Source organism: Clostridium lundense DSM 17049, from assembly GCF_000619945.1.
Taxonomy (GTDB): domain Bacteria; phylum Bacillota; class Clostridia; order Clostridiales; family Clostridiaceae; genus Clostridium_AO; species Clostridium_AO lundense.
Genome location: NZ_JHVC01000001.1, coordinates 362,881 through 389,261 on the forward strand (window position 1 = coordinate 362,881; position 26,381 = coordinate 389,261).

Genomic DNA, 26,381 nt, shown 5'->3' on the forward strand with positions numbered 1-26,381 from the left:
CTATCCTTTCTTCTTTTGTTGAAGAATACTTTTTAATTCATCTATTTCTTCTGTTGACAATTGGTTGTCACTTATAAAGTTAGCAAACATGGCATTTATAGAACCATTAAATACACGCTTTAGAAATGACCTGCTTTCCTCTTTTTTACAGTCTTCTTCTGAAATTAAGGCAAAATAATGATAGGTTTTCTTATCTTTTTTGTCTATTTCATAACCTATTAGTCCTTTATTAACCAATCTGTTTATTAATGTTCTTATCGTTTGTGGTTTCCAATTGGTAATCTTAGATAAAGCGTCTACAACCTGATTTGCTGTACTAGTTTTATTAATCCAAATAAAATTCATTACCTGCCATTCAGAATCAGATATTTTAGGGACATGTGACATATTAATACCTCCATTCAATATTACAATTGTAATCATTAGTTATATATTACAATTGTAATATGTAATTGTCAACATGTTTTTAATAATTTTTCCATGGGGAGGAGAAAAAGGCATCTCTATCTTTTTCTCCTCTTTTCTAGTTTATACTACTTGTCCTTTTTCTTTTCTAGGATTTTGTAGTACTCATCCAGAGCTGAATCAAGCAGTTGACTAGCAAAAACTACTTCTGGATCTAATAGGTCTGATTTTTGTTCAATTAGGTCGTATAAGTCTTTTCTTAACTCGTCAATTATCTTTTTTAGCTTTTTAAATTCATCCATAATATCCCTCCTTTCTTGATTGATAATATCAATAATTGGGATATTATGGTTTAATTTTGGGGCATAAAAAAGAATAAAAAAATAATATAGTAGAATAATACAAAGATTAAATATATAATGGTATTATATATAGTAGAATTTATTATAAGTTCTACTATTTTCTTATTGATAGATTTAGGAGGGATAATATGAAAAATATAGCAGCATTCTTTGATATAGACGGAACATTATATAGAGAAGGGCTTATAACAGAAGTATTTAAAAAGCTAATTAAATACGAAATAATTCAACCAGAAAGATGGTATAATGATGTGAAACCTGAATATGTAAAGTGGGATAGAAGAGAAGGGGATTATGATAACTATCTTTTAAAAATGGCCAATATATATACAGAAGCAATTAAAGGGCTGCATAAATATCAAGTAGAATTTATAGCTAAAAATGTAGTATCACAAAAAGGAGATAGAGTTTATACATTTACAAGGGATAGAATTAAATGGCATAAGGAACAAGGGCATATAATAATAACTATATCAGGTAGTCCTATAGAATTAGTAAAGGAAATGAGCTTAAAACATGGTTTTAATGATTATAGAGGAACCATTTATGTAATGAATAATAATGAAAAATATACTGGTGAAGTAATTCCTATGTGGGATAGTAAAAGTAAAAAAGCGGCTATAGAAGAGTTGAAGGAAAAATATAATATTGATTTAGATAATAGTTATGCTTATGGAGATACAGCAGGAGATTTTTCTATGTTTGAAATGATAAAGCATCCATTATGTATTAATCCAACTAGGGAATTATTAAGCAAAGTTATGAATTCACCTGAAGTTAGAGAGAAAATAAGAATTATAGTAGAAAGAAAAGATATGATTTATAATTTAAAACCTGAATATATTGATTTGATATAAGAGTATATTTAAACTTAAAGGTAGAAAAGAGTGGTAGTATTGATTTTTAGAGAAAGAAGCATAAAGCCTGGCAATTTTATAGAGGATTTCTCTTTAAAAAGTAATGAAACAATTATCTATAAAGATGCAATATTTTTTGATCTAGAACATTATGTTTATAAAAGGCCAGTGTGTATAGGTGTTTTTGGTTGTTGCTATTATGATGAAAAAGATGATTTAATAAAAAGCACCCAATATATGATAGAAAACAGGAAAGATTCATTAGAAATATTAAAATTGGCAAGAAACTATTTTAAAGATATTTATAAAAACAAAGGTAAAAAACATATAGTTACATTTTCAGGAAATAATGATTTTACAGTAATTAATTATTTATTTCATAAGTACGGAATAAATTTTGATATAAAAGAACATTTTATACATGTAGATCTTCAAAGAGAATATGAAAAGGCTAAGGGTGTCAATATAGGGCTTAAAGTATTAGAAAAGGAGTTTGATATAGAAAGAGAAAGTGAGCTCATAAGTGGGCAGAATTTGGCAAAAACCTTTGGAAAAATAATAAAGGATGAAGATTATATAAATAGAATGCCAGATGAAAAAAAAGAAAAAATATTACTTTATAACGAGCAGGATGTAGTAAGTTTGTTTTATATGTGTTTAAATTGGGAGGAAATAATTTCCAAATGCGAATAAGGAAGAGTTTAAAGAGGGGAGAAGGCCATGTTTAATCCAGTAAAAAATACAAAAGTATATGAACAAGTTATATATCAAATAAAAGACATGATAAACAAGGGTGTTTTAAAGAAAGGTGATAAACTGCCTTCAGAAAGAGATATGGTAGAAAGTTTGCAAGTAAGCAGAACATCTATAAGAGAAGCATTAAGGTCTTTAGAAATAATAGGTCTTATAGAATGCAGACAGGGAGAAGGAAATTTTATAAAAAGTAGCTTTGAGAATAGCTTAATAGAACCGCTGTCTATTATGTTCTTGCTTCAAGATAGTAATTCTAAGGAAATATTAGAATTAAGAAAAATGATAGAAAAAGAAACGGCAGCTTTGGCAGCAGAAAGAATAACTGAAGAGGAATTAAAAGAATTAGAATTACTTATTGTAAAATTTAGTGAATTAGTGGAAGGGGAAGAAATGGTAAGAGTGGATAGAGAATTTCATTATAAAATAGCCCAGGCTTCCAAAAATTTCCTCATACTAAGCGTTTTTAATGCCATATCTTCATTAATGGAGTCCTTTATTAAAGATGCAAGAAAAAATATTTTAGCAAAAGAAGAAAATAAGGAAATACTTTATAAGCAACATGAGAGCATTTATGAGGCTTTATTAAATAGAAATCCTGATCAGGCTATGCAAGCTATGATGGAACACTTGAATTTTACAAATGACTATATGATAACATAGGTTATATTGTTACAATTGTAACAATATAACCTATGTTTTTATAAAAATATAAAATTTATCATGTTTTTTTGTATGAATTTAGTAGGGCCTATTTTGAGCATCAAGTAGTTATAGGAAGTTGAACAAATAGTCTTTAGTAATTAGAGTGTTAATAATTTAACTATAGTGGAAATATTTATAATATTATGATAGTATGAATATAATAACTGGTCATACCATAATACCATAGTACCAGCAATAAGGGGGCAAAAAAATGAATGAGTATGTTCAATTTATTATTGCATTGACACCCATTGTTTGGCTTATCGTATCACTTGGAATACTAAAAATTCCTGGGCATAAAGCTTGTCTAACAACATTAATAATTACTTTAATACTAGCTATGCTTTTCTGGAAAATGCCAGTAGCAAATGCGTTTACAGCAGCATTAGAAGGTGCAGCTTTAGGTTTATGGCCAATAATGTTAGTAATTATTGCTGCAGTATTTACTTATAACTTATCCGTACATACAAAAAGTATGGAAATAATAAAAAAAATGATGATAAACATAACTACAGATAAAAGAATTCTAGTGTTAATACTTGCATGGGGATTTGGAGGATTTCTTGAAGCTATTGCAGGTTTTGGTACCGCTGTAGCAATTCCAGCAAGTATAATGGCAGCTCTTGGATTTGATCCAATATTTGCAGCCATTATATGTTTAATAGCAAATACCACACCTACAGCTTTTGGAGCTATAGGAATACCAGTTACTACTCTTGCAAAAGTAACTGGCATAGATGTAGCTACCTTAAGTTATGCAGTTGTAATACAACTTTCAATTCTTATAGTTATAGTTCCAATAATTCTTGTAATGCTTACAGGTAAAAGTGTAAAGGCAATAAAAGGAGTATTAGGTTTAGCTATAATGTCAGGTCTTTCTTTTGCAATACCAGAAGTCTTGGCCGCAAAATATTTAGGAGCAGAACTTCCAGCAATTTTAGGTAGTATATGTTGTATGTTTACTACTATCTTAATCACAAAAGTTTTCTATAAGGATACAGCTTTAAAGGAGGAAAAGATACCTTTTAAAAAGGGAGTAATAGCTTGGATGCCTTTTATACTAGTATTTTTCTTTATACTAATTTCTAGCCCATTGTTTCCAAAAGTAAACGATTTACTTTCTTCAGTAAAAACTTCAGTAAACATATATAGAGGACCCGAGGGAAAACCATACACATTTTTATGGCTGTCCACTCCTGGTACTTTAATCATAATAGCAACTTTTATTGGAGGGATAATACAAGGAGCTAAATTTGGAGAAATATTTGAAGTGTTAATGAAAACCTTTAAACAGATGGGAACTTCATTTATCACTATATTATCTATAGTAGCTTTGGCAAAAGTTATGGGCTACAGTGGCATGATAAAATCTATAGCTTTAGTGCTAGTTAAGGTTACAGGTAAGTATTATCCGTTCTTTTCACCAATTATAGGTGCATTAGGTACCTTTGTTACTGGAAGTGATACTTCATCCAATGTTTTATTTGGAGGTCTTCAAGTAGAGGTAGCAAGGAGTTTAAATATGAGTCCTTATTGGTTAGCAGCAGCAAATACAGGAGGGGCTACTGCTGGAAAAATGATATCTCCTCAAAGTATAGCTGTAGCAACAGCAGCTACAGGACTTATGGGGGCAGAAGGAAAGATCTTAAATGAAACATTAAAGTTTTGTCTAATTTATGTAATCTTTTTAGGGTTAGTAGCATATTTTGGAGCTCCATTCTTTACAATTTAAAAATATTTGGGTGAGGTGGTAGAATATGAAAAGGATTAAGGTACCATATTGGAGAAAAAATATAGAAATAGAAATACCAGATAAAAATTTAGCAGGTGTTTTAGAATCACAGGCGAAGGAATATAAAGTGAACAAATGTGAAGAAAAAATAGTAGAAGAAGCTTTGGACAACCCAATAGATAGTCACAAATTAGAGGAATTAGTACAGGGTAAAAATAATATGGTTATTATAACTAGTGATCATACTAGACCAGTACCAAGCAGAATAACTATGCCAATACTTTTAAGAAGAATTAGAAAAGTTAATCCAAGCATTGATATAAAAATTCTTATTGCCACTGGCTTTCATAGACCATCAACAAGAGAAGAACTTATAGACAAGTTTGGAGAAGAAATTGTGAAAAATGAGAATATAGTAATGCATAGATCTCTTGACAAAGACAGTATGGTAAAAGCAGGGACTCTTCCTTCTGGTGGTGAACTATATTTAAATAAATTAGCTATGGAAACAGAACTTTTAATTGCAGAAGGCTTTATTGAATCTCATTTTTTCGCAGGCTTTTCAGGAGGAAGAAAGAGTATTTTACCGGGTATTGCAGCAGCAGAAACAATAATGGCAAATCACTGTGCTGAATTTATAGGAAGCTCTAATGCTAGAACTGGTAAACTTAAAGACAACCCAATCCATAGAGATATGTTATATGCAGCAGAAGCAGCCAAGCTTGCTTTTATACTAAATGTGGTATTAGACGAGAAGAAAAAAATAATTTGTGCAGTAGCAGGGCATAGCGAAAATGCTCATAAAAAAGGCTGCGAATTTGTTTCAAGTTTATGTGAAGTAAAAAAGATAGAATGTGATATTGCAATATCAACTAATGGAGGATATCCATTAGATCAAAATATATATCAATCAGTAAAGGGGATGACAGCAGCAGAGGCAACCTGTAAGGAAGATGGAATAATAATAATGGTGGCTGCATGTAATGATGGGCATGGAGGTGAATCTTTTTATCGTAATGTAGTAGAGGCAAAATCCCCCAAAGAACTGTTAGATAAGATAGGCAAAGTACCTAGAAATAAAACAGTACCAGATCAATGGGAATTCCAAATACTATGCAGAATACTTTCAAAACATAAAGTAATTATGGTTACAGATATGTGTGATCCTGAAATTATAAAGAATATGCATATGGATCATGCCTATACTTTTGAAGAAGCATTAAATAAGGCTTTTAAAATTAAAGGAGATGATGCCAAAGTAGTAGTAATACCAGATGGTGTATCTGTAATAGTTAAATAGTATAAAAAATATTAATTATTCTATAGAAGTTTAAATTATAAAATGGAGGTAATAGAATGAATATATTAGTTTGTATAAAACAGGTTCCAGGAACTTCAAAAGTTGAAGTAGATGAGGTTACAGGTGTATTAAAAAGAGATGGAGTAGATTCCAAGATGAATCCTTATGACTTATTTGCTTTAGAAACTTCTTTAAAACTTAAAGAAAAATTTGGAGGAGAAGTAAAAGTAATAACCATGGGACCTCCTCAAGCTAAGGAAATAATAAAAGAAGCTTATGCTATGGGTGCAGACGAGGGAGCTCTCCTTTCAGATAGAAGATTTGCAGGAGCAGATGTACTTGCTACTTCTTATACTTTATCTCAAGGAATTAGAAAAATGGGAGATTTTCAGTTAATAATTTGTGGAAAGCAAACTACAGATGGAGATACTGCTCAGGTAGGCCCAGAAATGGCAGAGTATTTAGATATACCACATATTGCAAATGTATTAAAAATATTAGAAGTTAAAGAAACTTCAGTTGTGGTGGAAATGGATATGCCTGATGCAATTGAAGTAGCAGAAATACAATTTCCTTGCTTAATAACTGTGGAAAAGGATATTTTCCAACCAAGACTTCCATCCTATAAAAGGCAAAAAGCTACAGAAGATAAAGAAATAAAAGTATTTAGTTTAAATGATTTTCAAGATAAGGATGAGTTAAGATATGGACTTAATGGTTCACCAACACAGGTAGAAAGAATATTCCCTCCAGCAGTAAATGATCATAAGGAAATCTGGGAAGGTACTGGTGAAGAACTAGGAAATAGAATGTTTAATGCTTTAAAGGAAATGAAATTTGTTTAAAATTAGATATGAGGATTATAGTATTTAAAATAATATTTAGGGGGAAGTAATATGGGAAAATTAATAATAAATGAAGATAAATTAAATAGTGAAGTAATAAAAGAACTTATGGATATCTGTCCTTTTAATGCTCTTGAGGAATGGGAAGGAAAGTTAAACATTAATGCTGGTTGTAAAATGTGTAAGCTATGTGTAAAAAAAGGCCCTAAAGGAGTTATGGAATTTATAGAAGATAAGAAGTCCATAAATAAGGATGAATGGAATGGTATAGCAGTATATGTAGATCACGTAGAAGGGAAAATCCATCCTGTAACCTATGAACTTATTGGGAAAGGAAGAGAACTAGCATCAAAGATAAATCATTCAGTATATGCGGTATTTATTGGATATAACATAAAGAATAAGGCTGAAGAGTTATTACATTATGGAGTAGATAAGGTTTTTGTATATGACAATAAACAGTTAGAAGATTTTAGAATAGAGCCATATACAGCAGCTTTTGAAGATTTTATAAATAAAGCAAAGCCTTCTTCAGTGTTAGTAGGAGCAACTACAGTGGGAAGATCTTTGGCACCAAGAACAGCGGCAAGATTTAGGACAGGACTTACAGCAGACTGTACTATTCTAGATATGAAAGAAAATACAGATTTAGTTCAAATAAGACCAGCTTTTGGTGGTAATATTATGGCCCAGATTATAAATCCTAATAATAGACCTCAATTTTGTACGGTAAGATATAAAATAATGAACGCACCAGAAAGAAATACTGAGTGTAGTGGCAAAATTGTTTTATGTAATATAGAGGAGAATAAATTAAGATCTAATATTAAGGTGCTGAAGGTAACAAAAAAAGAGAAGGAGGAAAATATATCCGAGGCAGAAGTAATTGTAGTAGCTGGAAGAGGAGTAAAATCAGAAAAAGATATGAAGCTTATAAATGAATTGGCTGAATTATTAGGAGCTCAAGTAGCTGGTACAAGACCTTTAATAGAAATAGGATGGGTAGATCCTAAGAAACAGATAGGATTAAGTGGAAGAACAGTAAAGCCAAAACTTATTATTACTTGTGGAGTATCAGGTTCCGTTCAATTTGTAGCTGGAATGAATAATTCAGATCATATATTTGCTATAAATAAAGATCCTAATGCTTCAATATTTAATGTAGCCCATTATGGAATAGTAGGAGATATATATGAGGTGCTACCACAGCTTATAGAAAATATTAAAAATAACAATACATTAGTATAAGCTAAAATGAAGGGGGATTTGATTTATTATGGAATTATGTAATAACTATAAAAAGATAGATGAAAAAGATATAGAGTTTTTGAAAGCTTTAGTTGGTAAGGAAAGAATATGCATAGGTAATGAAATTAATGAGGACTTTAGCCATGACGAGCTAGGTGGAGTTAAAAAAATGCCAGATATTCTTATAGAAGTATTATCTACAGAGGAAGTTTCAAAAATAATGAAATATGCCTATGAAAATAATATACCTGTAGTCCCAAGAGGATCTGGTACAGGACTTGTTGGAGCATCTGTTCCAATATATGGTGGTATAATGATTAATTTGTCTAGTATGAATAAAATATTAGAATTAGATGAGGAAAATTTAACTTTAACAGTAGAACCAGGAGTTCTTTTAATGGAAATAGGAAAATTTGTTGAAGAAAATGACTTATTCTATCCACCGGATCCAGGTGAAAAATCAGCTACCATTGGAGGAAATATAAATACAAATGCAGGTGGAATGAGAGCAGTTAAATATGGAGTAACTAGAGATTATGTTAGAGGACTTGAAGTAGTTATGCCTGATGGTACAATTATGAAATTAGGAGGAAAGGTAGTAAAAAACAGCTCAGGCTATAGTTTAAAAGATTTTATTTGTGGATCAGAGGGAACTTTAGGTATTGTAACCAAGGCCATTTTGAAGTTATTACCATTACCAAAGAAGGTTATAAGCCTTTTAATACCTTTTGAGGATTTGGACAAAGCTATTGAAACAGTACCTAAAATTATAAAAGCAAAGTCTATACCTACTTCTATAGAATTTATGGAAAGGGATGTTATACTTGCATCAGAGGAATTTTTAGGAAAGAAGTTCCCTGACAATTCAGCAGATGCTTATCTTTTACTTACATTTGATGGCAATAGTAAAGAAGAAATTGAAAAGAATTATGATAATGTAGCGCAAATTTGTTTGCAAAATGGAGCTATAGATGTACTTATTGCAGATACAGATGAAAGAAAGGAATCTATTTGGTCAGCAAGAGGAGCTTTTCTTGAAGCTATTAAAGCTTCAACTACAGAAATGGATGAATGTGATGTATGTGTACCAAGAAATAAGATTGCAGAGTTTATTAAATATACTTACAAACTTCAGGAAGAATTTAATGTACGCATAAAGAACTTTGGTCACGCTGGAGATGGAAACTTGCACATTTATGTATTAAAGGATAATTTATCCGAACAAGATTGGAATAGCAAACTAAAGGTTGTATTTGATTGTATGTATAATAAAGCTAAGGAGTTAAATGGTACTGTTTCAGGAGAACATGGAATTGGTTTTGCTAAGAGGGAATATTTATTTGATTTAATAGGGGAAGAGCAAAAAGAACTTATGAAGAGAATAAAGTTAGCATTTGATCCTAAGAATATTTTAAATCCAGGGAAGGTATGTCAATAGAGTCAAAAATAGATGGTTTCATAAATTATTTATGAAACCATCTATTTATTTTATTGAAGTGATTTTAATTTTTCTATACCTACTTTTATTCTACCTAAAGTTTCTTCTTTACCTAGTATTTCAGCTATTTCAAAAGCTCCACCAGGTGTAAATTGTTTTCCAGAAACAGCAGTTCTAAGTGGCCATAAAACTACACCATTTTTTACTCCCATTTCTTTAACTAAATTCATCATGGAATCCTGTATTGAAGTTAAAGTCCATTCTTGTAAACCTTCCAATATAGGAAGCGCTTTTTCTAAGCTTTCTAATGAGTTTTGGTAATTTGTTTTCATTTTCTTGTGAATATACATTTCAGCAGAATAGTCAGGTAGTTCCTGAAGGAAATCTATTTGATCAGGTATTTCACATAATATTTCTGTTCTTGTATGCATAAGCTCATCTAATTTTGCAAAGTCTAGATTCTTTGATATAACTTGCTTATAGTATGGCAATGCTAATTCATGGAACTTTTCTAATGGAAGCATTCTAATATATTCACCGTTCATCCATTTTAGCTTAGTAACATCAAATATAGCAGGAGCTTTATTTATGTTTTTGTAATCAAACTTTTCAATAAGATCATTAAGTGAGAATATTTCTTCAGTTGTTCCAGGGTTCCAACCAAGTAATGCTATGTAGTTCATTATAGCATCTTTTAAATAACCCTTTTCTAGTAAATCTTCAAAGGAAGCATCACCATTTCTCTTACTTAATTTATGTTGAGAATCTTTCATTATTGGAGGACAATGTATATATTTTGGAATCTCCCAACCGAAAGCTTCATATAATCTATTGTATTTTGGAGATGAGGATAAATATTCACTTCCTCTAACCACATGAGTAATACCCATAAGATGATCATCTACAACATTAGCAAAATTATATGTTGGGAATCCATCAGATTTTATAAGTATCATATCATCTAATTCTGAATTATCTACAGTTATTTTTCCGAATATCTCATCATCAAAAGTTGTTGTACCTGTAGTAGGATTATTTTGTCTTATAACAAAAGGTATTCCAGAAGCTAATTTTTCTTCTATTTCTTCTTTTGATAAGTTAAGACAATGCTTATCATATTTAAAAGGTCTATTTAAGGCATTGGCATTTTCTCTTAGCATATCTAATCTTTCTTTATCACAGAAACAGTAATAAGCTTCGCCTTTTTCTATAAGTTTTTTAGCATAGTCCATATATATATGCATTCTTTCACTTTGAACATAAGGACCAACTGGGCCACCTACATCTGGGCCTTCATCATGGTGAAGACCTGTAATTTTTAAAGTATTGTAAATAACATCAAGAGCACCTTCTACTTGTCTTTCTTGATCTGTATCCTCAATTCTTAATAAAAAATCTCCATTATCATGTTTTGCTATTAGATAAGCATATAATGCAGTTCTCAAGTTACCTACATGCATATAACCTGTTGGACTTGGAGCAAATCTCGTTCTTACCTTGTTTCCATCCATAATTTTCAACTCCTATATTATATTTTTTTACCTTTAGGTATATTAAAAAATAGTAGAGTAATTTAATAGATAATCTAAACTATTATTTTATTTCATATACCTTAAAGATGTTTATAAGTGTATAAAATAAAAACCTCTCATCCACAGACTAGGGACGAAAGGTGGCATGACTAAGTTAATTCTATGATATAATACTGTGTTTACGATGTCAAGTTTATGAAATATTTTTTTTAATAATTAGGATTGAAGTAAAATAAATATTTTATATAGTATAATTACCAGTTTTTATAGATTTATTCATTAAATTAAAATATTATACAGTAATATTTTAATTTAATGAATAATGAAGAGTAAAGGATAAATATGGACTCTAAATTATTGTTGCTACTTTTATTTCAAGGAGCACTAAAAAATACCTACCTGTGGTAAGAATCCAAGTGTAAAGTTGATAGGAATATTGAATTATGAGACAGAGAAGGTTTATTCCCTGTGTAATATTATGTTAAATATGTTATGATATTTATAAAGATTGATTCATATTGGAGGAAAAAATGAAGAAAGATAGAGTGTTAATGATTTCTTTGATTTCAGCAATATTATTCAGTGCCTTCTTTATTATAATGTTAATTTGTTATAGCGACATTATAATTATACCAAATACATTTTTTAAGAGTATAACCAAAGAATATTGGTTTTGGTACTTAGATGATAGACTTCCTATACCTAACGAATCATTTATAATGGGGATAACTGAGATTTTAAAACAACTGTTTTCAGCAATCTTTTTATTAGAATTCATTTATATAATATCTGATAAGAAATATATAAATGAAATTGAGAAAAAGAATGTAGTAATAAGTTTAATTATTGGTTTTGTTATTTATTCTTTCAGTTTTCTTTTTATAAAATATAAAGCTGAACATTATAGATTATTTATGACTCTTATTTCAACAGAAATACTTTCTATAATATTGCTAAATTTAATTTTAAAAATAAAAAAACAAACCAGCTAACTTACAATATAGAAAAAATTACATCACATTTTTTCAGATTATAGAGCATAGATTTCCAAATAATTTTTTATAGTGAAGAGTGAATAATGAAGAGTAAATGAAAATTTTTCCCCATTTATTCTTCACTAAAAATTATATTATTTTTCATCTATGCTCTGTGCTCTAAAAAAGTTGCAGAGCAATCTTTTTAAATGCTTTCTTTTATTTTAGCTAATAATAAGTCTTTATCCATTTTATCAATATCTTTAAGTGAATCTAACAAAGCCATTATCTTTTCTTTTACTTCACTTCTTTCTTTTACTTCTGAACCAGGTATAAAAGTATCTCCTGATTTCATTATAAATGAATTATAGCCTTTGTTATCTAAAAGCTCTTTAAAACTATTTTGAGATTCTTCTTCACCATGGACTAATAAAACTGCCTTAGGTTTATTTTTAAAGCTATCTAACCAAGTTATTAATCCTTCTCTGTCAGCATGGCCAGAAAGACCTTGAAGGTTATATATAGTAGCATTTACTGCAATCTCTTCTCCAAAAATTTTTACCTTTTTTACACCGTTTAATATAGCACGCCCTAAGGTGCCTTCAGCTTGATATCCTACAAATACTATGGAACTTTCTTTTCTCCATAGATTATGTTTTAAGTGGTGTTTGATTCTTCCTGCTTCACACATGCCACTAGCAGATATTATTATAGCACCGCTTTTTATTTTATTTATTTTTAAGGATTCTTCAGGGGATTTAGTAAATGTTAAACCATCAAATTCTAAAGGATTATCTCCTGATTCTACAAGGGTTGTAGCCTCTTTATCATAGTATTTAGTAAATTTATTATAAATTGTAGTAGTTTCAGAGGCCAGAGGGCTATCTACAAATACTTTTATATTTTTTAATATATCGCTTTCTATATATTTATTTAAAGCATACAATACTTCTTGAGTTCGACCTACTGCAAAAGAAGGTATAACTACATTACCACCTTTTTTAAAAGTAGATTTTATTATATTAACTAATTCTTTCAAGTTATTACTAATATTTTCATGAAGTTTATTTCCATAAGTAGTTTCCATTATTAGATAATCAGCATCATCTATAAAGGTTGGGTCATTTAATATAGGAATTCCTTTATTGCCTAAGTCACCAGAAAAAACGAGTTTAGTTTCTTTCTCATCTTCTGTTATAATCATTTCTACAATAGATGAGCCTAAAAGGTGACCAGCATCTCTGAACCTTACCTTAAAACCATCAAAAATTTCTATCCATTGATTATAAGGATATCCTTGAAAAAGGTATGAAGACAGCTGAGCAATTTTAGCAGTATATAAGGGTTCTATTAGAGGCTGCCCCATTCTCATTCTTTTTCTATTAAGCCATTCTATTTCCATTTCTTGAATATGGCCACTATCTTCTAGCATAATACTACAAAGTTCTTTGGTTCCTTCTGTACAAATAATGTTTCCTTTGAAACCTTGCTTATACAACAATGGAATTCTTCCACTATGATCTATATGTGCATGGGATAATATAACATAATCTATATCTTTAGGATTAAAATTAAATGTATCATTGCCTCTTTCTTTTTCATCTTTTCCTTGATATAAACCACAATCTAATAGTATTTTTTTGTCTTTAATTTTTAGTAAATGACTAGATCCAGTAACACAACCTGCAGCACCATAAAATTCTATTTTCATATGTATCCCTCCTAAGTTGTAGTATATGATATAGATTATACCATAATTCTGAAATAAACTAATAGTTAAAATATTTAATTAACTAATAATTAATATGATATAATTTATTGTAGAAAATTATACCTTTAGAAAGGGAGATATTGTATGGCTAAAAAATTTAGTTTCATTCATGCAGCAGATATACATTTAGGAGATATGCTTCATGTGGGAGGAAAACTTCCTAAAGAATTTAATAATGCTTCCTATAAAGCATTTGAAAATATCTGTGATTTTGCAATAAAAAATAAAGTGGACTTTATACTAATTGCAGGAGATTTATTTCATAATAAAGGTAGATCTATTAATGTAGATAAATTTTTTTATGAACAATGCAATAGAATAGCCCCTATAAAAATTTTTATAATATGCGGTAATCATGATCCTCTAGAGGAAAAAATAGAAATATTCAATAAACCCTCTAATCTTTTTTATTTTAAAGGGGACATTGCAGAAGCTAAAGAGGTTTACAATGATGGAAATTTGATATGTAGAATAATAGGACAATCCTATATAAAAAAGGCTGAAGAGAAAAGAATATATATAAATTATAAAAGTCTAATAAAAGAAGATGGAACATATAACATTGCTCTTTTACATACTCAAATGGATAATGTGAAAAGCAATTATGTTCCTTGTTCTATAGTAGAATTAAAGGAAATAAAAAATATAAATTATTGGGCATTAGGTCATATTCATAAAGCAAGCGTACTTAATGAAGAAAGTCCATTTATAGGGTATCCAGGTATACCACAAGGTTACGATTTTGGAGAAGATAACAGCGGTGGATTTTTCTATGTTCAGGTAGATGAAAATAGCTATACAAGCATTAAGTTTATTCACTGTTCTCCAGTTATTTTAAAAAAAGTCAATATAAATATTAGTCAGGATAAAGAAAATATTCCTGAGACTATAGATGATTTAGAGGAACTAATAATAAAAAAAAGCGAAGAGGTTATTAATAGTAATGATGTTTTAAATTTACCTGTGAGAGAAAATCATAAGGAATTTACTAAAAAAGGTTATATAGTAAAATGGATTTTGACAGGAAATGGAGATATACATAATTTATTGAAATTGAAAGAGGAAGATGTGATAAGTTATTTAAAGGAAAGTTTAAATAATAAGTTATGTTTTTTAGAAGTTCCTATATGGACAGAAGACATAGATATTCAAACTAAAAGAATAATAGATAATGAAGAATTAGAAAAAAACAGCTTATATAAAGAAATAAAGAGTGTAAAGGAACTTTGTTTTGCTAATGATGAATATAGAAAACATATTATAAAAACCTTTGGGAGGATTTGGACAAACAAAACAGAAGAAGAATGTGACGATTTAGAAATTTCATTAAATGAAGATAAATATAATGAAATTATAGAAAAGGCTTTTGTATTAATTAAAGAAAAACTTTTAGAAAGTAGTGATTAAAGTGTTTATAAAAAGGCTTTACATTGGGGATTTTGGAATTTTTCATAATGAGAGTATAAAGAATTTAGAAAATGGCATAGTTTTTATAGGAGGATTAAATAGAGCTGGTAAGTCAACTTTTCTTAAAGTATTAAGCAATTTAGGATATGGCTTTACGAAAGGAGATAACCTTCCGCCGGCTACTAGTGAATATTTTATAGAAGGGGATATGGAAAAAGGGGGAAAATTATATAATATAAAGCTTAAAGGATATAAGGAACCTGTAATTAATCCTAAGGAAGATAATAATTTATACAACTTGGATAGATATACTTATAAAGAGCTTTTTACTATAGATTTGAATAGATTAAATAATTTTTCTAAAGAGAATAAAGAACTACATTCAGTACTTTTAGGAGCAGGACTTAGCGAAGTAATAAAACTTCCTGATATAATTAAAGAATTTAAAAAGGATGGAGAAAAAATAGGAGGTAAATATGGCAATCCTAGCACTAAATTATTTAAACCATATTATCTAGAAGCTAAGGATGCTATAGGGGAAAGGGATCAAGCTTTAAAAGAAAATAAATTATTTTTAGAAGAGAAAGAAACCCTTAAAAGTATAGAAGAAAATATAAGTGTTCAGCAATGTAACTATAATAAAGTAAATGAGAAGTTAACTATACTAGGAATATTAAAGGATAATTATTATAACTATTTAAAGTATAAAGAAATAGATGAGGAATTAAATAAAGACCATAATAAGAAAATTATAGTGAATTATAAGGGTTATTCTTTAGATAGATTAGAAAATTTAAAAGAAGATTTTGAAAAAACGAAAATAGAACATAGTAAAAAGGTATCCTTTTTTAATAGCATAATAGAAGGCGATAAAATAAATAAAGAAGAAATACTAAAAAATTTACCTAAGATACAATATTATTTTAAGGAAAGTTCTGGAATTAATGAAAAATATAAAAATTATATATCTTTAAAAGAGAAAAATAAAAGTGGTAGAGAAAATATTAAGCTCAAGATAAATAATGCCAATAGGGAACTTGAAGAAGATTTAAACTCTGTAATGAAAGTTCAAAGTGATACTTTTACAGTTAATTATATAGTAAATCTTATAGAAAAGTATAAGGAACTAAAAGAAGAAAAAAAAGATATAAATAACAGGTTAGTAGAGGCTATTAGAGAAGAAAAGTTAATTAAGATAAGTAACAAAGATGGGCATGAGGGTAATGCAACAGTTAAATATTTATACTATTTAGCATTAAGTATTTCTTATATTATGGGATTTGTAATTTTATTTAGTTTGAAGAATAAATTTATAGGTGGATTTTTACTTATATCCATAACAGCTATTGGATTAATGTCATTTTATCTTTCAAAATATTCTAGTAGAAAAGTGGAAAAAGATGATATAGATTATTCTATGAAGGACTTAATAAAAGAAGAAGAAAAAGAATTAGAAATAGTAGATGGAAAAATAGAGGCTGTAGAAAAGAGTTTTAGCTATTGTAGACAAGTTCTTGAATTAAAAGAAAATGTATCACCAGAAGGTATAAAGGAATACTTAAAATTTATTCAAGATGTAAAATTACAAATTGGAGAGTTGTATATAAGAGAGGAAAAAGAAAGAGAATTAGAAAATGAGTTGAAAAATATAATAGAAGATATAAATGTATTAATAGAACAATGCTATATGGAACATGAGAAAATGAGAGATTTACATATAGATGCTACATTGAGAGAAATAGAAAAGTTTTTTGGCTATGGGGATTTTATTAAAGAAATTCAGGTTCTAAAAAGAGAGAAGGATGAATTAGAGGAAAAGATAGCAAAATATTTTTCTATAAATAATTACGAAGATAAAGATATAGAAAATATTTTATATAATTCTATAGATAATATAAAAAAGCTTAAACATTTAGAAGAATTAACAGAAGACAAGGAAAAAATTTTACTTCATTTAAAATATGCTTTAAGTTCAGGAATTTTAAAAAATAGTTTTACTGAAGAAGATTTTAAGAATAATATGGAGTGGATCTTTGAAAATGAAAGGATCAAGTATTCTCCATTAGAAGACATAGAAAATAGTTATAAAGAAGTAACTAGAGAAAAAGAAAGATTAAATAAATATATAGAAGAATTAAAAGAAAAAAAGCAACAGTGCATATATAATATTAGAAATTTAGAGGAATCTAGTAATGTAGAAAAGGCTCAAAAGAAAATTTATAGTGCAAAGATGGAATTAAAACCTTTAGCAGAAAAGTATGCAGTATTAAATGCATCTGCTTTTATTTTAGAAAAGGTATATGACAATTTTTTAAATAAGGCCAAGGATAGTGTTCTAAAGGATGGTAGCAATATTTTTAATAAAATGACTTTAGGAGAGTATGAAAAAATACTTCCAGGAGAAGATTTAGCTAATTTCACTTTTAAAACTCTTTTAAATGACAGAAAGATACAACAAGATTGTAACATTTTAAGTAGGGGAACAAAAGAACAGCTTTTTTTGGCTGTAAGACTTAGCAGGATAATGGAAATAGAGCCAATGCCTATTATAATAGATGATTCCTTAGTAAACTTTGATTCTAAAAGTTTGGAAGCTACAATTAAAATAATAAAGGAATTATCAAAAAGAAATCAAATTTTTATTTTAACTTGTCATAGCAAATTAATAGAAATGATGGATGAAGAAAGTAGTAAAATTCAATACATAAAACTTAATAAAGGTGAATTTTCATATACAAATAGAAAAGAGCTAATGAGTTATTTAGGATAAAGGATAATATTGACACAAGCTATAAGTAGAGGTAAAATTAAAATAAAAGTAAATACATCAATGTTGTACAATGAAGTACAATTAATTTAGGGCATAGGAGCCTCTAAAAATCATGGGATTTTTAGAGGCTTTTTTATTAATTAAAAAAGGAGAAGGGTATAATGAATGAATTTAAAGTTATTCCTAAAATTTATTTTGGACAAGGCTCTATTGAACATTTATGTGATATAAATGCAAGTAAAGTTTTCATTGTTACAGATCCGTTTATTGTTCAGTCCAACATGATATTAAAAATTACAGAGAAGCTTGATAAATCAGGTATTACTTATAAAATATTCTCAGATATTGTTCCTGATCCACCAATTGAAACTATAGCAAAGGGAATAAGTGCAATGTCCGATTTTGAACCAGAAGCTATAATAACTATAGGAGGAGGATCTTCTATAGATGCTGCAAAGGGTATAAAAATTTTTCAGTATTATATAAAAGATAAGATAGAAAAAGAAAATAAAAAAAAGCCTATAATGATTGCAATTCCAACTACTAGTGGAACAGGATCAGAGGTTACTAATTTTTCTGTTATTACAGATAAAATTAAAAATATTAAATATCCATTAGTTGAGGATAGTTTAACGCCAGATGAATCTATTATAGATCCAGATTTAGTTTTAACTGTGCCAAAAGGTATTACAGCAGATACAGGAATGGATGTTTTAACTCATGCTATAGAAGCTTATGTATCAACTAAGGCTTCTGATTATACTGATGCTTTAGCAGAAAAGGCAATAAAGATTGTGTTTAAATATCTAATTAAAGCATATAAAAATGGAAGTGACTTAGAAGCTAGAGAAAAAATGCATAATGCATCTTGTATAGCAGGAATGGCTTTTACTAATGCTTCACTTGGATTAAATCATGGTATGGCACATATATTAGGAGGAAAATTTCATGTACCACATGGAAAAGCAAATGCAATATTACTTCCTTATGTTATAGAATATAATTCTCAGATAAATAATTTAAGAGATAATAGAAGTTCATCTGTGGTAAAAACATATGCAGAAATATCTAAATTCTTGGGTTTATCTTGTTATAATGATAAAGAAGGTGTTAAAAGCTTAATAAGTGAAATAAAAAACATGTTAAGAACATTGAATATTCCAACTAGGATAAAGGACTTGAATATTAAGGAAGAAGAATTCTTACATGAAGTTAAAGATATGTCTAAAATAGCTATAGAAGATAGATGTAATTTAACTAATCCAAAAGTAAGTACCAGCGAAGAAGTGGAAAAGTTATTTTTAAAGGCTTATTATGGAAGATAAATATATAACAAATATTTAGAAAAAAATATATATTTAGATAAATTTTATTGACATGTAAACCTTTTAGAGATAAAATATATTTATAAAAGTAAATAATAAATCACAATGAAGTGATTATTTAGTGAAGCAAAGAAGCTTTTTAAATTATACGGTGTATTGCGTATATTTAAAAAGCTTTTATTTTTAATAAAAATATCTATAGTGCAAAGGGGTGATATCTTGGAAGAAAAGCAAAGAGTTATACAGGAGTATGTACCAGGTAAACAGGTAACATTAGCCCATGTAATTGCACACCCCGATGGAAATTTATATAGAAAACTGGGACTCAGCGATGAATATAAAGAGGCTATAGGTATACTTACTATAACTCCTAGTGAAGCTTCAATAATAGCAGCAGATGTAGCAAGAAAAGCAGCAAATATAGAAATAGGATTTGTAGACAGGTTTAGTGGTTCTTTAATTATAGTAGGAGATGTAGCTAGTGTAGAAGAAGCTTTGAAGGAAGTGATGAATGTATTAACCAATATACTGTCATTTACTCCTTCAAAAATTACCAAATCATAGGAGGAATTGCATCTTGAAGAAAGTGATGTTAATAGGTAAAACAGGATGTGGTAAAACTACATTAAGTCAGGCTCTTCAAAAGGAGTTAATAACATATAAGAAAACTCAAGCTGTTGAATATTATAGAGATATAATAGATACTCCAGGGGAGTACATAGAGAACAGGGTATATTATAATGCGCTTATAGTATCATCATATGATTGTGACATAATAGCGTTAGTACAAGATTGCACAAGTGATGAGAATTTTTTTCCCCCTAATTTCTCTTCTATATTTTGCAAACCAGTAATAGGTATTATAACAAAAATAGATTTATGTACATGTAATAGAAAGATTAATATTGCTACAAATTATTTAATTAATAGTGGTGTAAGTGAGATATTTAAAGTGAGTTCTATAAATAATGAAGGCATAGATAAAATAAGAGAAATATTACAATAGAACTTTATGTTTTTCACCAACTATGATATTATAGAATATATGGTAAAAAATAACTTAAAACATAAAGGGGGTTAATTATGAGCAGAAATATAGTAATAGCCGATGATGAGCCTATTACTAGAATGGATCTACGTGAAATGTTGGAAGAGGTTGGCTACAATGTAGTAGGAGAGGCCTCGGATGGATTTGATGCAGTAGAGTTATGCAAGAAATTTAATCCCGATATTGTAATAATGGATGTAAAGATGCCATTATTAGATGGAATAAAGGCTTCAAATATTATCATAAATGAAGAAACAGCAGGTGCAATAGTGTTACTTACAGCTTATAGTGATAAGGATTTCATTGAAGAAGCAAAAAAAGCTGGAGTAATGGGATATCTAGTAAAACCAATAGATGAAAAATCTTTAATACCGACTTTGGAAATTGCAGAATATAAGGGAATGGAAATAAAACAAATAAAAAAAATAGCAAGAGAAACTAAGGACAAGCTTGAATCAAGAAAAATAATAGAAAAAGCAAAAGGAATATTAATGGAACAGTACAACCTATGCGAGGAGGAAGCATTTCAAAAGTTAAGAAAACTAAGTATGGATAAGAGATGTGCTATGAAAGATATTGCATCAATAATAATTATGAATAAATAATATAAGGTGACTGTAATGAGTATGATTAGAAAATTATGTAAAGAATATACGGATTTATCTAATAAGGACATAGAAAAGCTAGAAAGTATTGAGGGTATACTTCAAGGAATAGCTGACTTAGCTAAGGCTGATGTGTTTATTGATTGTCCAACAAGAGATTCTAACGAAGCTATTGTAGTAGCAGAGGCTAAACCATACAATGTACCCTCTATGTATAAAAAAAGTGTTGTAGGTCAGTTAGCATTAAGAGATAATGAACCAGCAGCATTAAGAACTCTAGAATTAGGGCTTACTACAATAAATTTAAAAGCTGTAACTCAAGAGAATGCTAATGTGACACAAAAAGTGGCACCTATAAAAAACAGTGAGGGAAGGACTATAGGAGTACTTATTTTAGAACAGGATATAACTGAACATATAAACAATAATAGACATATGCAAATGCTTACAGAGACTACAGAACAACTTACAGAAACTATTGTATCTTTAACTAGCACAAATAATGAGGATAATATTACATATCATTTAAATGATGCTATAATGATATTTAATTCTAATGGAATAGCAGTGTTTTCTAATCCTGTTGCCAATTTATTGTATAAAAAATTAGGATATAAAGATAAGTTAATTGGAATGAGTTTTGAAAATTTAGCTTTGGATGGAAGAACTTTTAACCCTATGGTTAAAGACGGAAATTCAATTGCATCTGAGGTTACTGTGGGAAAGTTATGTTTACAGATAAAATATATTTTAACAAAACCTAAAAATGATCGTATAAAAATGTTAATGATAGTTAGAGATATTACAGAAGTGAAAGAAAAAGAGAAAGAATTAATTTTAAAATCAGTAGCTATAAAAGAAATACATCATAGAGTTAAAAATAATTTACAAACCATAGCTAGTCTTTTAAGACTTCAATCTAGAAGAATAGATAATGACCTTACAAAATATGCTTTAAATGAAAGTATTAGTAGGATATTAAGCATAGCAGCTACTCATGAATTATTAGCTCAAAATGGAATAGATGATATAGATATTAAGGAAGTTATATTGAGGATAAAAGCAAATATATTAAGATTTTTTAGTATATCATCTAAAAATATTATCATAAATGTACAGGGGGATAGTATACAAATAAATTCAGATAAAGCAACATCTATTGCCCTTATTGTAAATGAAATATTACAAAATTCATTAGAACATGCATTTATAGATAAAAACGAAGGGGAAATAAATATCTATATTGAAAAAGGGACAAGTTATTGTAAGTTGATTATAGAGGATAACGGAAGAGGATTTGATCCAAAATGTATTAATCCAGAAAATTTAGGATTAAATATAGTGAGAAGTATAGTAAAAGACAAATTAAATGGAAGTTTAAATATATATTCAAGTAATAGTGGAACAAAAGTTGAATTTGATTTTAAAAATTAAATATTAAGCACAAAGGTGTGTTTATTTAAAAAGGCAAAGGAGCCCAGAATTATACTCTTAAAGTATAGTTCTGGGTTTTTATTATATATATTAGTGCTTTAAGGAAAAGAGGGAAGTAAATTGAGTGAAGATATATTAAGTGTAGGAATAGACATAGGAACTTCTACAACCCAACTTGTATTTAGCAAAATAATTATTGAAAATATGGCTTCTAGTTTTTCCATTCCAAGAATTGTAATAGTTGATAAAAAGATAATTTATGAAAGTGATATATATTTTACTCCTTTAATATCACAAAATGAAATAGATGGAGTAAAAATAAGACAAATAATAGAGGAAGAATACAAAAAAGCAGGAGTAAAGTTAAGTGATGTTAATACAGGAGCGGTAATAATTACAGGGGAAACAGCTAGAAAAGAAAATGCTAATGAAGTTTTACAAAATTTAAGTGGATTTGCAGGAGATTTTGTTGTTGCTACTGCAGGCCCAGATTTGGAATCTATAATTGCAGGAAAAGGAGCCGGGGCAGCGGCTATTTCTAAGGAAAAAGGTTCTATTGTAGCAAATTTGGATATAGGAGGAGGAACCACAAATTTAGCTGTATTTAAAGATGGAGAGGTTATAGATACTGGTTGTTTAGATATAGGAGGAAGGCTTATAAAGTTAAAACAAAACACAATAGAATATATTTCTCCAAAAATAAAGGAGCTATGTAAATTTAAAAATATAGATTTAAAAGAAGGAATGAAAGTAGATTTAGATATTGTTAATAGAGTGGTAGTTGCAATGGTAAATATTCTAGAAGAAGCACTTGGATTAAGAGAACAATCTTCAAGTTATAAAAAGATTGTAACAAATAAAGGATTGAAGCTAGATTATAAAATTGATTATGTTACTTTTTCTGGAGGAGTAGCGGATTGTATTTATAAAGATATTAGTGAAGATTTATTTAAATTTGGGGATATAGGAATATTACTTGGAAAAGGAATAAAGCAGTCTAATATAGCAGAAAAGATGAAGATAGAAATACCAAAGGAAACTATAAGAGCTACTGTGGTCGGAGCAGGTTCACATACTACTGAAATTAGTGGAAGTACAATAACATTTACAAAGGATTTATTCCCAATAAAAAATGTGCCTATATTAAAGCTTTCATCTATGGATGAGGCTTATGATTATAAAAATACAGCTAGTGTAATAAAAGAAAAACTTAAATGGTTTAATGTAGAAGATGGTATGCAGAATGTAGCCATTGCATTAAAGGGGGTGAAAAATCCAAGCTTTAAACAGGTTGAGAATATAGCCAAAGTTCTACTTGAAGGCATGAATAATATTTTAAATGAAAAGTTTCCAGTGTTTATAGTTGTAGAAAATGATATGGCTAAAGTTTTGGGACAAACAATATATAGACTTCTTAAAGGAAACAAAGAGGTAATATGCATAGACAGTATAAAAGTTGAAAATGGAGATTATATTGATGTTGGTAGACCACTTGCAAATGGCAGGGTTCTTCCTGTTGTTGTAAAAACATTAGTTTTAAATTGTTAAAGTTTAAAGTGAGAGGTGGATTTTTATGAAACTTAAAACTAGCTTATTTGGCCAAAGCTATCAATTCAAATCAATTAAAGAAGTATTGGCAAAGGCTAACGAGGAAAAATCAGGAGATAAGTTGGCAGGTATTTGTGCTGCATCTGTTCAAGAGAGGATAGCAGCTAAGGTGGTATTAAGTAATTTAACATTAGGGGATTTGAGAAATAATCCAGTAGTGGCTTATGAAGATGATGAAGTAACTAGAATAATCCAAGATGCAGTAAATGAAAAAATATATAATGACATAAAGAACTGGACAGTGGCAGAATTTAGAGAATGGATATTAGATGATCACACTACTGGTGAGGAAATAAAAAGAGCTAGTAGAGGAATTACCAGTGAAATTGTAGCAGCAGTAGCAAAATTAATGTCAAATTTAGACCTTATTTATGGAGCAAGAAAAATAAGAATAAGTGCTCATTGCAATACAACCATAGGACTTGAAGGAACATTATCAGCAAGATTACAACCAAATCACCCTACAGATAATATAGATGGAATAATGGCTTCTTTAATGGAAGGTTTGAGCTATGGTGTAGGAGATGCTGTTATAGGATTAAATCCTGTAGAAGATACAGTTGCTGGTGTAACAAGAGTTTTAAATAAATTCCATGAATTTAAGGAAGAATGGAAAGTACCTACACAGTGTTGTGTTCTTGCTCATGTAACTACTCAAATGGAGGCAATAAGAAAAGGCGCTCCTTCAGATCTTATATTCCAAAGTATTGCAGGAAGTGAAAAAGGAAATAAAGCTTTTGGAATTACAGGTGGATTACTTGATGAAGCTAGAGCATTAGCTTTAAAAGAAGGTACAGCTACTGGACCAAATGTTATGTATTTTGAAACAGGACAAGGTTCTGAATTGTCTTCAGATTCACACCATGGTGCAGACCAAGTAACAATGGAAGCAAGATGTTATGGTTTTGCTAAAAGATATAGTCCTTTCTTAGTTAATACAGTTGTTGGTTTTATAGGACCTGAGTTCCTATATGATAACAAACAAGTAATTAGAGCGGGACTGGAAGATCACTTTATGGGAAAACTTACAGGAATTCCAATGGGGTGTGATGCTTGTTATACAAATCATATGAAAGCAGATCAAAATGATATAGAGAACTTAGCTGTGCTATTATCAAATGCAGGATGTAATTACTTTATGGGAATACCTCATGGTGATGATGTAATGCTTAATTATCAGTGTACAGGATATCATGAAACTCCAACATTAAGACAGTTACTAAATTTAAGACCTATAAAAGAATTTGAACAGTGGTTAGAAAAAATGGGTTTAATGGAAAATGGAAGATTAACTGACAAAGCAGGAGATGCATCAATTTTCCTCAAATAGAGGAGGGAATATATTTAAGTAAATGGAGGAGTGAATTATATGATTAATGAAAAGGACATAATGAAGTTAGTGGAACAGGTTATGTTGGAATTAAATAAAAACAATAATGAAGAAAACTCTTGTTCCAGTAAGGATATTATAGATGAATGCAAAAATGTAATGGCTGAAGAGGGAGAAATTCCAGATATAACTGAAGTAAATTTAAAGAGTCAGATATTGGTTCCAAATCCAGCAAATAAAGAGGAATTTTTAAAGTTAAAAAATGCTACTCCTGCAAGGCTAGGAGTTTGGAGAGCAGGTCCAAGATATAAAACTGAAACTATGTTAAGATTTAGAGCTGACCATGCAGTAGCAATGGATGCAGTATTTAATGATGTTTCGGAAGAGTTTTTAAAGGAAATGAACTTGGTATCTATAAAGACAAAATGCAGTAATAAAGATGAATATTTAACAAGACCTGATTTAGGTAGAAAATTTGATGAAGAAGAATTACAGATTATAAAAGATAAGTGTGTTAAAAGTCCTCAAGTACAAATATATGTATCTGATGGATTAAGTTCTACTTCAATTGAAGCAAATGTAAGAGACGTATTACCAGCTATAATGCAAGGACTTGAAGGATATGGAATAAAAGTAGGCACTCCATTCTTTGTAAAATATGGAAGAGTACCAGCCATGGATGTAATTTCTGAGACAATGGGTGCAGAGGTAACTTGTGTACTTATAGGGGAAAGACCTGGCCTTGCAACTGGAGAAAGTATGAGTGCTTATATTGCATACAAAGCTACAGTAGATATGCCAGAAGCAAGAAGGACAGTTGTATCTAATATTCATAAGGGAGGAACACCTCCTGTTGAAGCAGGTGCACATATTGCGGATATTATAAAATTAATGCTTGAGAAAAAAGCTAGCGGTCTTGATCTAAAACTTTAAGT

At 29.3% G+C, this 26,381-nt stretch carries 23 protein-coding genes; 19 read left to right on the forward strand and 4 right to left on the reverse strand.

The features are described 5' to 3' along the window. Both T514_RS0101670 and T514_RS26015 read right to left on the reverse strand, forming a co-directional pair. On the reverse strand, positions 1 to 387 hold the full coding sequence (locus T514_RS0101670; protein ID WP_027623177.1) for a BlaI/MecI/CopY family transcriptional regulator: 387 nt from the start codon (positions 385 to 387) through the stop codon (positions 1 to 3). Positions 388 to 533: 146 nt separating this feature from the next. After that, positions 534 to 707: an aspartyl-phosphate phosphatase Spo0E family protein gene (locus T514_RS26015; protein WP_027623178.1), complete on the reverse strand. Its 174-nt coding sequence runs from the start codon at positions 705 to 707 to the stop codon at positions 534 to 536. Between the two features lie 188 nt (positions 708 to 895). Between T514_RS26015 and T514_RS0101680 the strand changes: the two genes are divergently transcribed. From T514_RS0101680 to T514_RS0101715, 8 genes are all read left to right on the forward strand, one after another. Next, entirely contained in the window at positions 896 to 1,624 is a 729-nt protein-coding gene (locus tag T514_RS0101680) for an HAD-IB family hydrolase (protein WP_027623179.1), read from the forward strand. Positions 1,625 to 1,684: 60 nt separating this feature from the next. Beyond that, complete coding sequence (locus T514_RS0101685) at positions 1,685 to 2,317, forward strand: ribonuclease H-like domain-containing protein (protein ID WP_027623180.1); 633 nt, start codon at positions 1,685 to 1,687, stop codon at positions 2,315 to 2,317. A gap of 27 nt (positions 2,318 to 2,344) precedes the next feature. After that, on the forward strand, positions 2,345 to 3,037 hold the full coding sequence (locus tag T514_RS0101690) for a FadR/GntR family transcriptional regulator (protein WP_027623181.1): 693 nt from the start codon (positions 2,345 to 2,347) through the stop codon (positions 3,035 to 3,037). Between the two features lie 253 nt (positions 3,038 to 3,290). Further along, positions 3,291 to 4,811 (forward strand): L-lactate permease, encoded by a 1,521-nt coding sequence (locus T514_RS0101695; protein ID WP_027623182.1) that lies wholly within the window; start codon positions 3,291 to 3,293, stop codon positions 4,809 to 4,811. A 25-nt stretch (positions 4,812 to 4,836) separates the two neighbouring features. Continuing rightward, complete coding sequence (gene larA, locus T514_RS0101700) at positions 4,837 to 6,111, forward strand: nickel-dependent lactate racemase (RefSeq protein WP_027623183.1); 1,275 nt, start codon at positions 4,837 to 4,839, stop codon at positions 6,109 to 6,111. Between the two features lie 56 nt (positions 6,112 to 6,167). Next, positions 6,168 to 6,956, forward strand: a complete 789-nt coding sequence (locus T514_RS0101705) for an electron transfer flavoprotein subunit beta/FixA family protein (protein ID WP_027623184.1) — start codon at positions 6,168 to 6,170, stop codon at positions 6,954 to 6,956. Between the two features lie 51 nt (positions 6,957 to 7,007). Next, positions 7,008 to 8,204, forward strand: a complete 1,197-nt coding sequence (locus T514_RS0101710) for an electron transfer flavoprotein subunit alpha/FixB family protein (RefSeq protein ID WP_027623185.1) — start codon at positions 7,008 to 7,010, stop codon at positions 8,202 to 8,204. A 28-nt stretch (positions 8,205 to 8,232) separates the two neighbouring features. After that, complete coding sequence (locus tag T514_RS0101715) at positions 8,233 to 9,642, forward strand: FAD-binding oxidoreductase (protein ID WP_027623186.1); 1,410 nt, start codon at positions 8,233 to 8,235, stop codon at positions 9,640 to 9,642. A gap of 50 nt (positions 9,643 to 9,692) precedes the next feature. Here T514_RS0101715 and gltX read toward each other — a convergent pair whose 3' ends face one another. Beyond that, positions 9,693 to 11,153, reverse strand: coding sequence for a glutamate--tRNA ligase (gltX, locus tag T514_RS0101720; protein ID WP_027623187.1), 1,461 nt, complete (start codon positions 11,151 to 11,153; stop codon positions 9,693 to 9,695). A gap of 551 nt (positions 11,154 to 11,704) precedes the next feature. Between gltX and T514_RS0101725 the strand changes: the two genes are divergently transcribed. Next, on the forward strand, positions 11,705 to 12,166 hold the full coding sequence (locus T514_RS0101725; RefSeq protein ID WP_027623188.1) for a hypothetical protein: 462 nt from the start codon (positions 11,705 to 11,707) through the stop codon (positions 12,164 to 12,166). 187 nt (positions 12,167 to 12,353) lie between these two features. Here T514_RS0101725 and T514_RS0101730 read toward each other — a convergent pair whose 3' ends face one another. Beyond that, a complete protein-coding gene (locus tag T514_RS0101730) occupies positions 12,354 to 13,859 on the reverse strand; it encodes an MBL fold metallo-hydrolase RNA specificity domain-containing protein (protein ID WP_027623189.1) in 1,506 nt (501 codons plus the stop codon). 144 nt (positions 13,860 to 14,003) lie between these two features. Between T514_RS0101730 and T514_RS0101735 the strand changes: the two genes are divergently transcribed. The 10 genes from T514_RS0101735 to eutC all read left to right on the forward strand — a co-directional run bounded on the left by T514_RS0101735 (position 14,004) and on the right by eutC (position 26,379). After that, the gene (locus T514_RS0101735) at positions 14,004 to 15,326 is read left to right on the forward strand and encodes a metallophosphoesterase family protein (protein ID WP_027623190.1); all 1,323 of its coding nucleotides are present in this window, start codon (positions 14,004 to 14,006) and stop codon (positions 15,324 to 15,326) included. Continuing rightward, positions 15,319 to 18,096 carry an ATP-binding protein gene (locus T514_RS0101740; protein ID WP_084284226.1) on the forward strand — a complete coding sequence of 926 codons (2,778 nt, stop codon included), beginning with the start codon at positions 15,319 to 15,321 and terminating at the stop codon, positions 18,094 to 18,096. Before T514_RS0101735 ends, T514_RS0101740 begins: the two co-directional genes overlap by 8 nt. Positions 18,097 to 18,257: 161 nt before the next feature. Continuing rightward, positions 18,258 to 19,421 (forward strand): 1-propanol dehydrogenase PduQ, encoded by a 1,164-nt coding sequence (locus T514_RS0101745; protein WP_027623192.1) that lies wholly within the window; start codon positions 18,258 to 18,260, stop codon positions 19,419 to 19,421. Between the two features lie 219 nt (positions 19,422 to 19,640). Further along, positions 19,641 to 19,985, forward strand: a complete 345-nt coding sequence (gene eutS, locus T514_RS0101750; RefSeq protein ID WP_027623193.1) for an ethanolamine utilization microcompartment protein EutS — start codon at positions 19,641 to 19,643, stop codon at positions 19,983 to 19,985. A 22-nt stretch (positions 19,986 to 20,007) separates the two neighbouring features. After that, on the forward strand, positions 20,008 to 20,427 hold the full coding sequence (locus T514_RS0101755) for a EutP/PduV family microcompartment system protein (RefSeq protein ID WP_341350164.1): 420 nt from the start codon (positions 20,008 to 20,010) through the stop codon (positions 20,425 to 20,427). A 77-nt stretch (positions 20,428 to 20,504) separates the two neighbouring features. Beyond that, entirely contained in the window at positions 20,505 to 21,074 is a 570-nt protein-coding gene (locus tag T514_RS0101760; protein WP_027623195.1) for an ANTAR domain-containing response regulator, read from the forward strand. 21 nt (positions 21,075 to 21,095) lie between these two features. Further along, complete coding sequence (locus T514_RS0101765; protein ID WP_027623196.1) at positions 21,096 to 22,508, forward strand: sensor histidine kinase; 1,413 nt, start codon at positions 21,096 to 21,098, stop codon at positions 22,506 to 22,508. 120 nt (positions 22,509 to 22,628) lie between these two features. Further along, positions 22,629 to 24,056, forward strand: coding sequence for an ethanolamine ammonia-lyase reactivating factor EutA (eutA, locus tag T514_RS0101770; RefSeq protein WP_027623197.1), 1,428 nt, complete (start codon positions 22,629 to 22,631; stop codon positions 24,054 to 24,056). A 25-nt stretch (positions 24,057 to 24,081) separates the two neighbouring features. After that, entirely contained in the window at positions 24,082 to 25,446 is a 1,365-nt protein-coding gene (locus T514_RS0101775) for an ethanolamine ammonia-lyase subunit EutB (RefSeq protein WP_027623198.1), read from the forward strand. A 42-nt stretch (positions 25,447 to 25,488) separates the two neighbouring features. Next, on the forward strand, positions 25,489 to 26,379 hold the full coding sequence (eutC, locus tag T514_RS0101780) for an ethanolamine ammonia-lyase subunit EutC (RefSeq protein ID WP_207640909.1): 891 nt from the start codon (positions 25,489 to 25,491) through the stop codon (positions 26,377 to 26,379). Positions 26,380 to 26,381: the final 2 nt, after the last annotated feature.

Excerpts from the sequence above, each read along its gene's own strand:
- T514_RS0101670 (WP_027623177.1), bottom strand. The coding sequence starts at position 387 with ATGTCACATGTCCCTAAAATATCTGATTCTGAATGGCAGGTAATGAAT.
- T514_RS26015 (WP_027623178.1), bottom strand. The coding sequence starts at position 707 with ATGGATGAATTTAAAAAGCTAAAAAAGATAATTGACGAGTTAAGAAAA.
- T514_RS0101680 (WP_027623179.1), top strand. The coding sequence starts at position 896 with ATGAAAAATATAGCAGCATTCTTTGATATAGACGGAACATTATATAGA.
- T514_RS0101690 (WP_027623181.1), top strand. The coding sequence starts at position 2,345 with ATGTTTAATCCAGTAAAAAATACAAAAGTATATGAACAAGTTATATAT.
- T514_RS0101695 (WP_027623182.1), top strand. The coding sequence starts at position 3,291 with ATGAATGAGTATGTTCAATTTATTATTGCATTGACACCCATTGTTTGG.
- larA (WP_027623183.1), top strand. The coding sequence starts at position 4,837 with ATGAAAAGGATTAAGGTACCATATTGGAGAAAAAATATAGAAATAGAA.
- T514_RS0101705 (WP_027623184.1), top strand. The coding sequence starts at position 6,168 with ATGAATATATTAGTTTGTATAAAACAGGTTCCAGGAACTTCAAAAGTT.
- T514_RS0101710 (WP_027623185.1), top strand. The coding sequence starts at position 7,008 with ATGGGAAAATTAATAATAAATGAAGATAAATTAAATAGTGAAGTAATA.
- T514_RS0101715 (WP_027623186.1), top strand. The coding sequence starts at position 8,233 with ATGGAATTATGTAATAACTATAAAAAGATAGATGAAAAAGATATAGAG.
- gltX (WP_027623187.1), bottom strand. The coding sequence starts at position 11,153 with ATGGATGGAAACAAGGTAAGAACGAGATTTGCTCCAAGTCCAACAGGT.
- T514_RS0101725 (WP_027623188.1), top strand. The coding sequence starts at position 11,705 with ATGAAGAAAGATAGAGTGTTAATGATTTCTTTGATTTCAGCAATATTA.
- T514_RS0101730 (WP_027623189.1), bottom strand. The coding sequence starts at position 13,859 with ATGAAAATAGAATTTTATGGTGCTGCAGGTTGTGTTACTGGATCTAGT.
- T514_RS0101735 (WP_027623190.1), top strand. The coding sequence starts at position 14,004 with ATGGCTAAAAAATTTAGTTTCATTCATGCAGCAGATATACATTTAGGA.
- T514_RS0101745 (WP_027623192.1), top strand. The coding sequence starts at position 18,258 with ATGAATGAATTTAAAGTTATTCCTAAAATTTATTTTGGACAAGGCTCT.
- T514_RS0101760 (WP_027623195.1), top strand. The coding sequence starts at position 20,505 with ATGAGCAGAAATATAGTAATAGCCGATGATGAGCCTATTACTAGAATG.
- T514_RS0101765 (WP_027623196.1), top strand. The coding sequence starts at position 21,096 with ATGATTAGAAAATTATGTAAAGAATATACGGATTTATCTAATAAGGAC.
- T514_RS0101775 (WP_027623198.1), top strand. The coding sequence starts at position 24,082 with ATGAAACTTAAAACTAGCTTATTTGGCCAAAGCTATCAATTCAAATCA.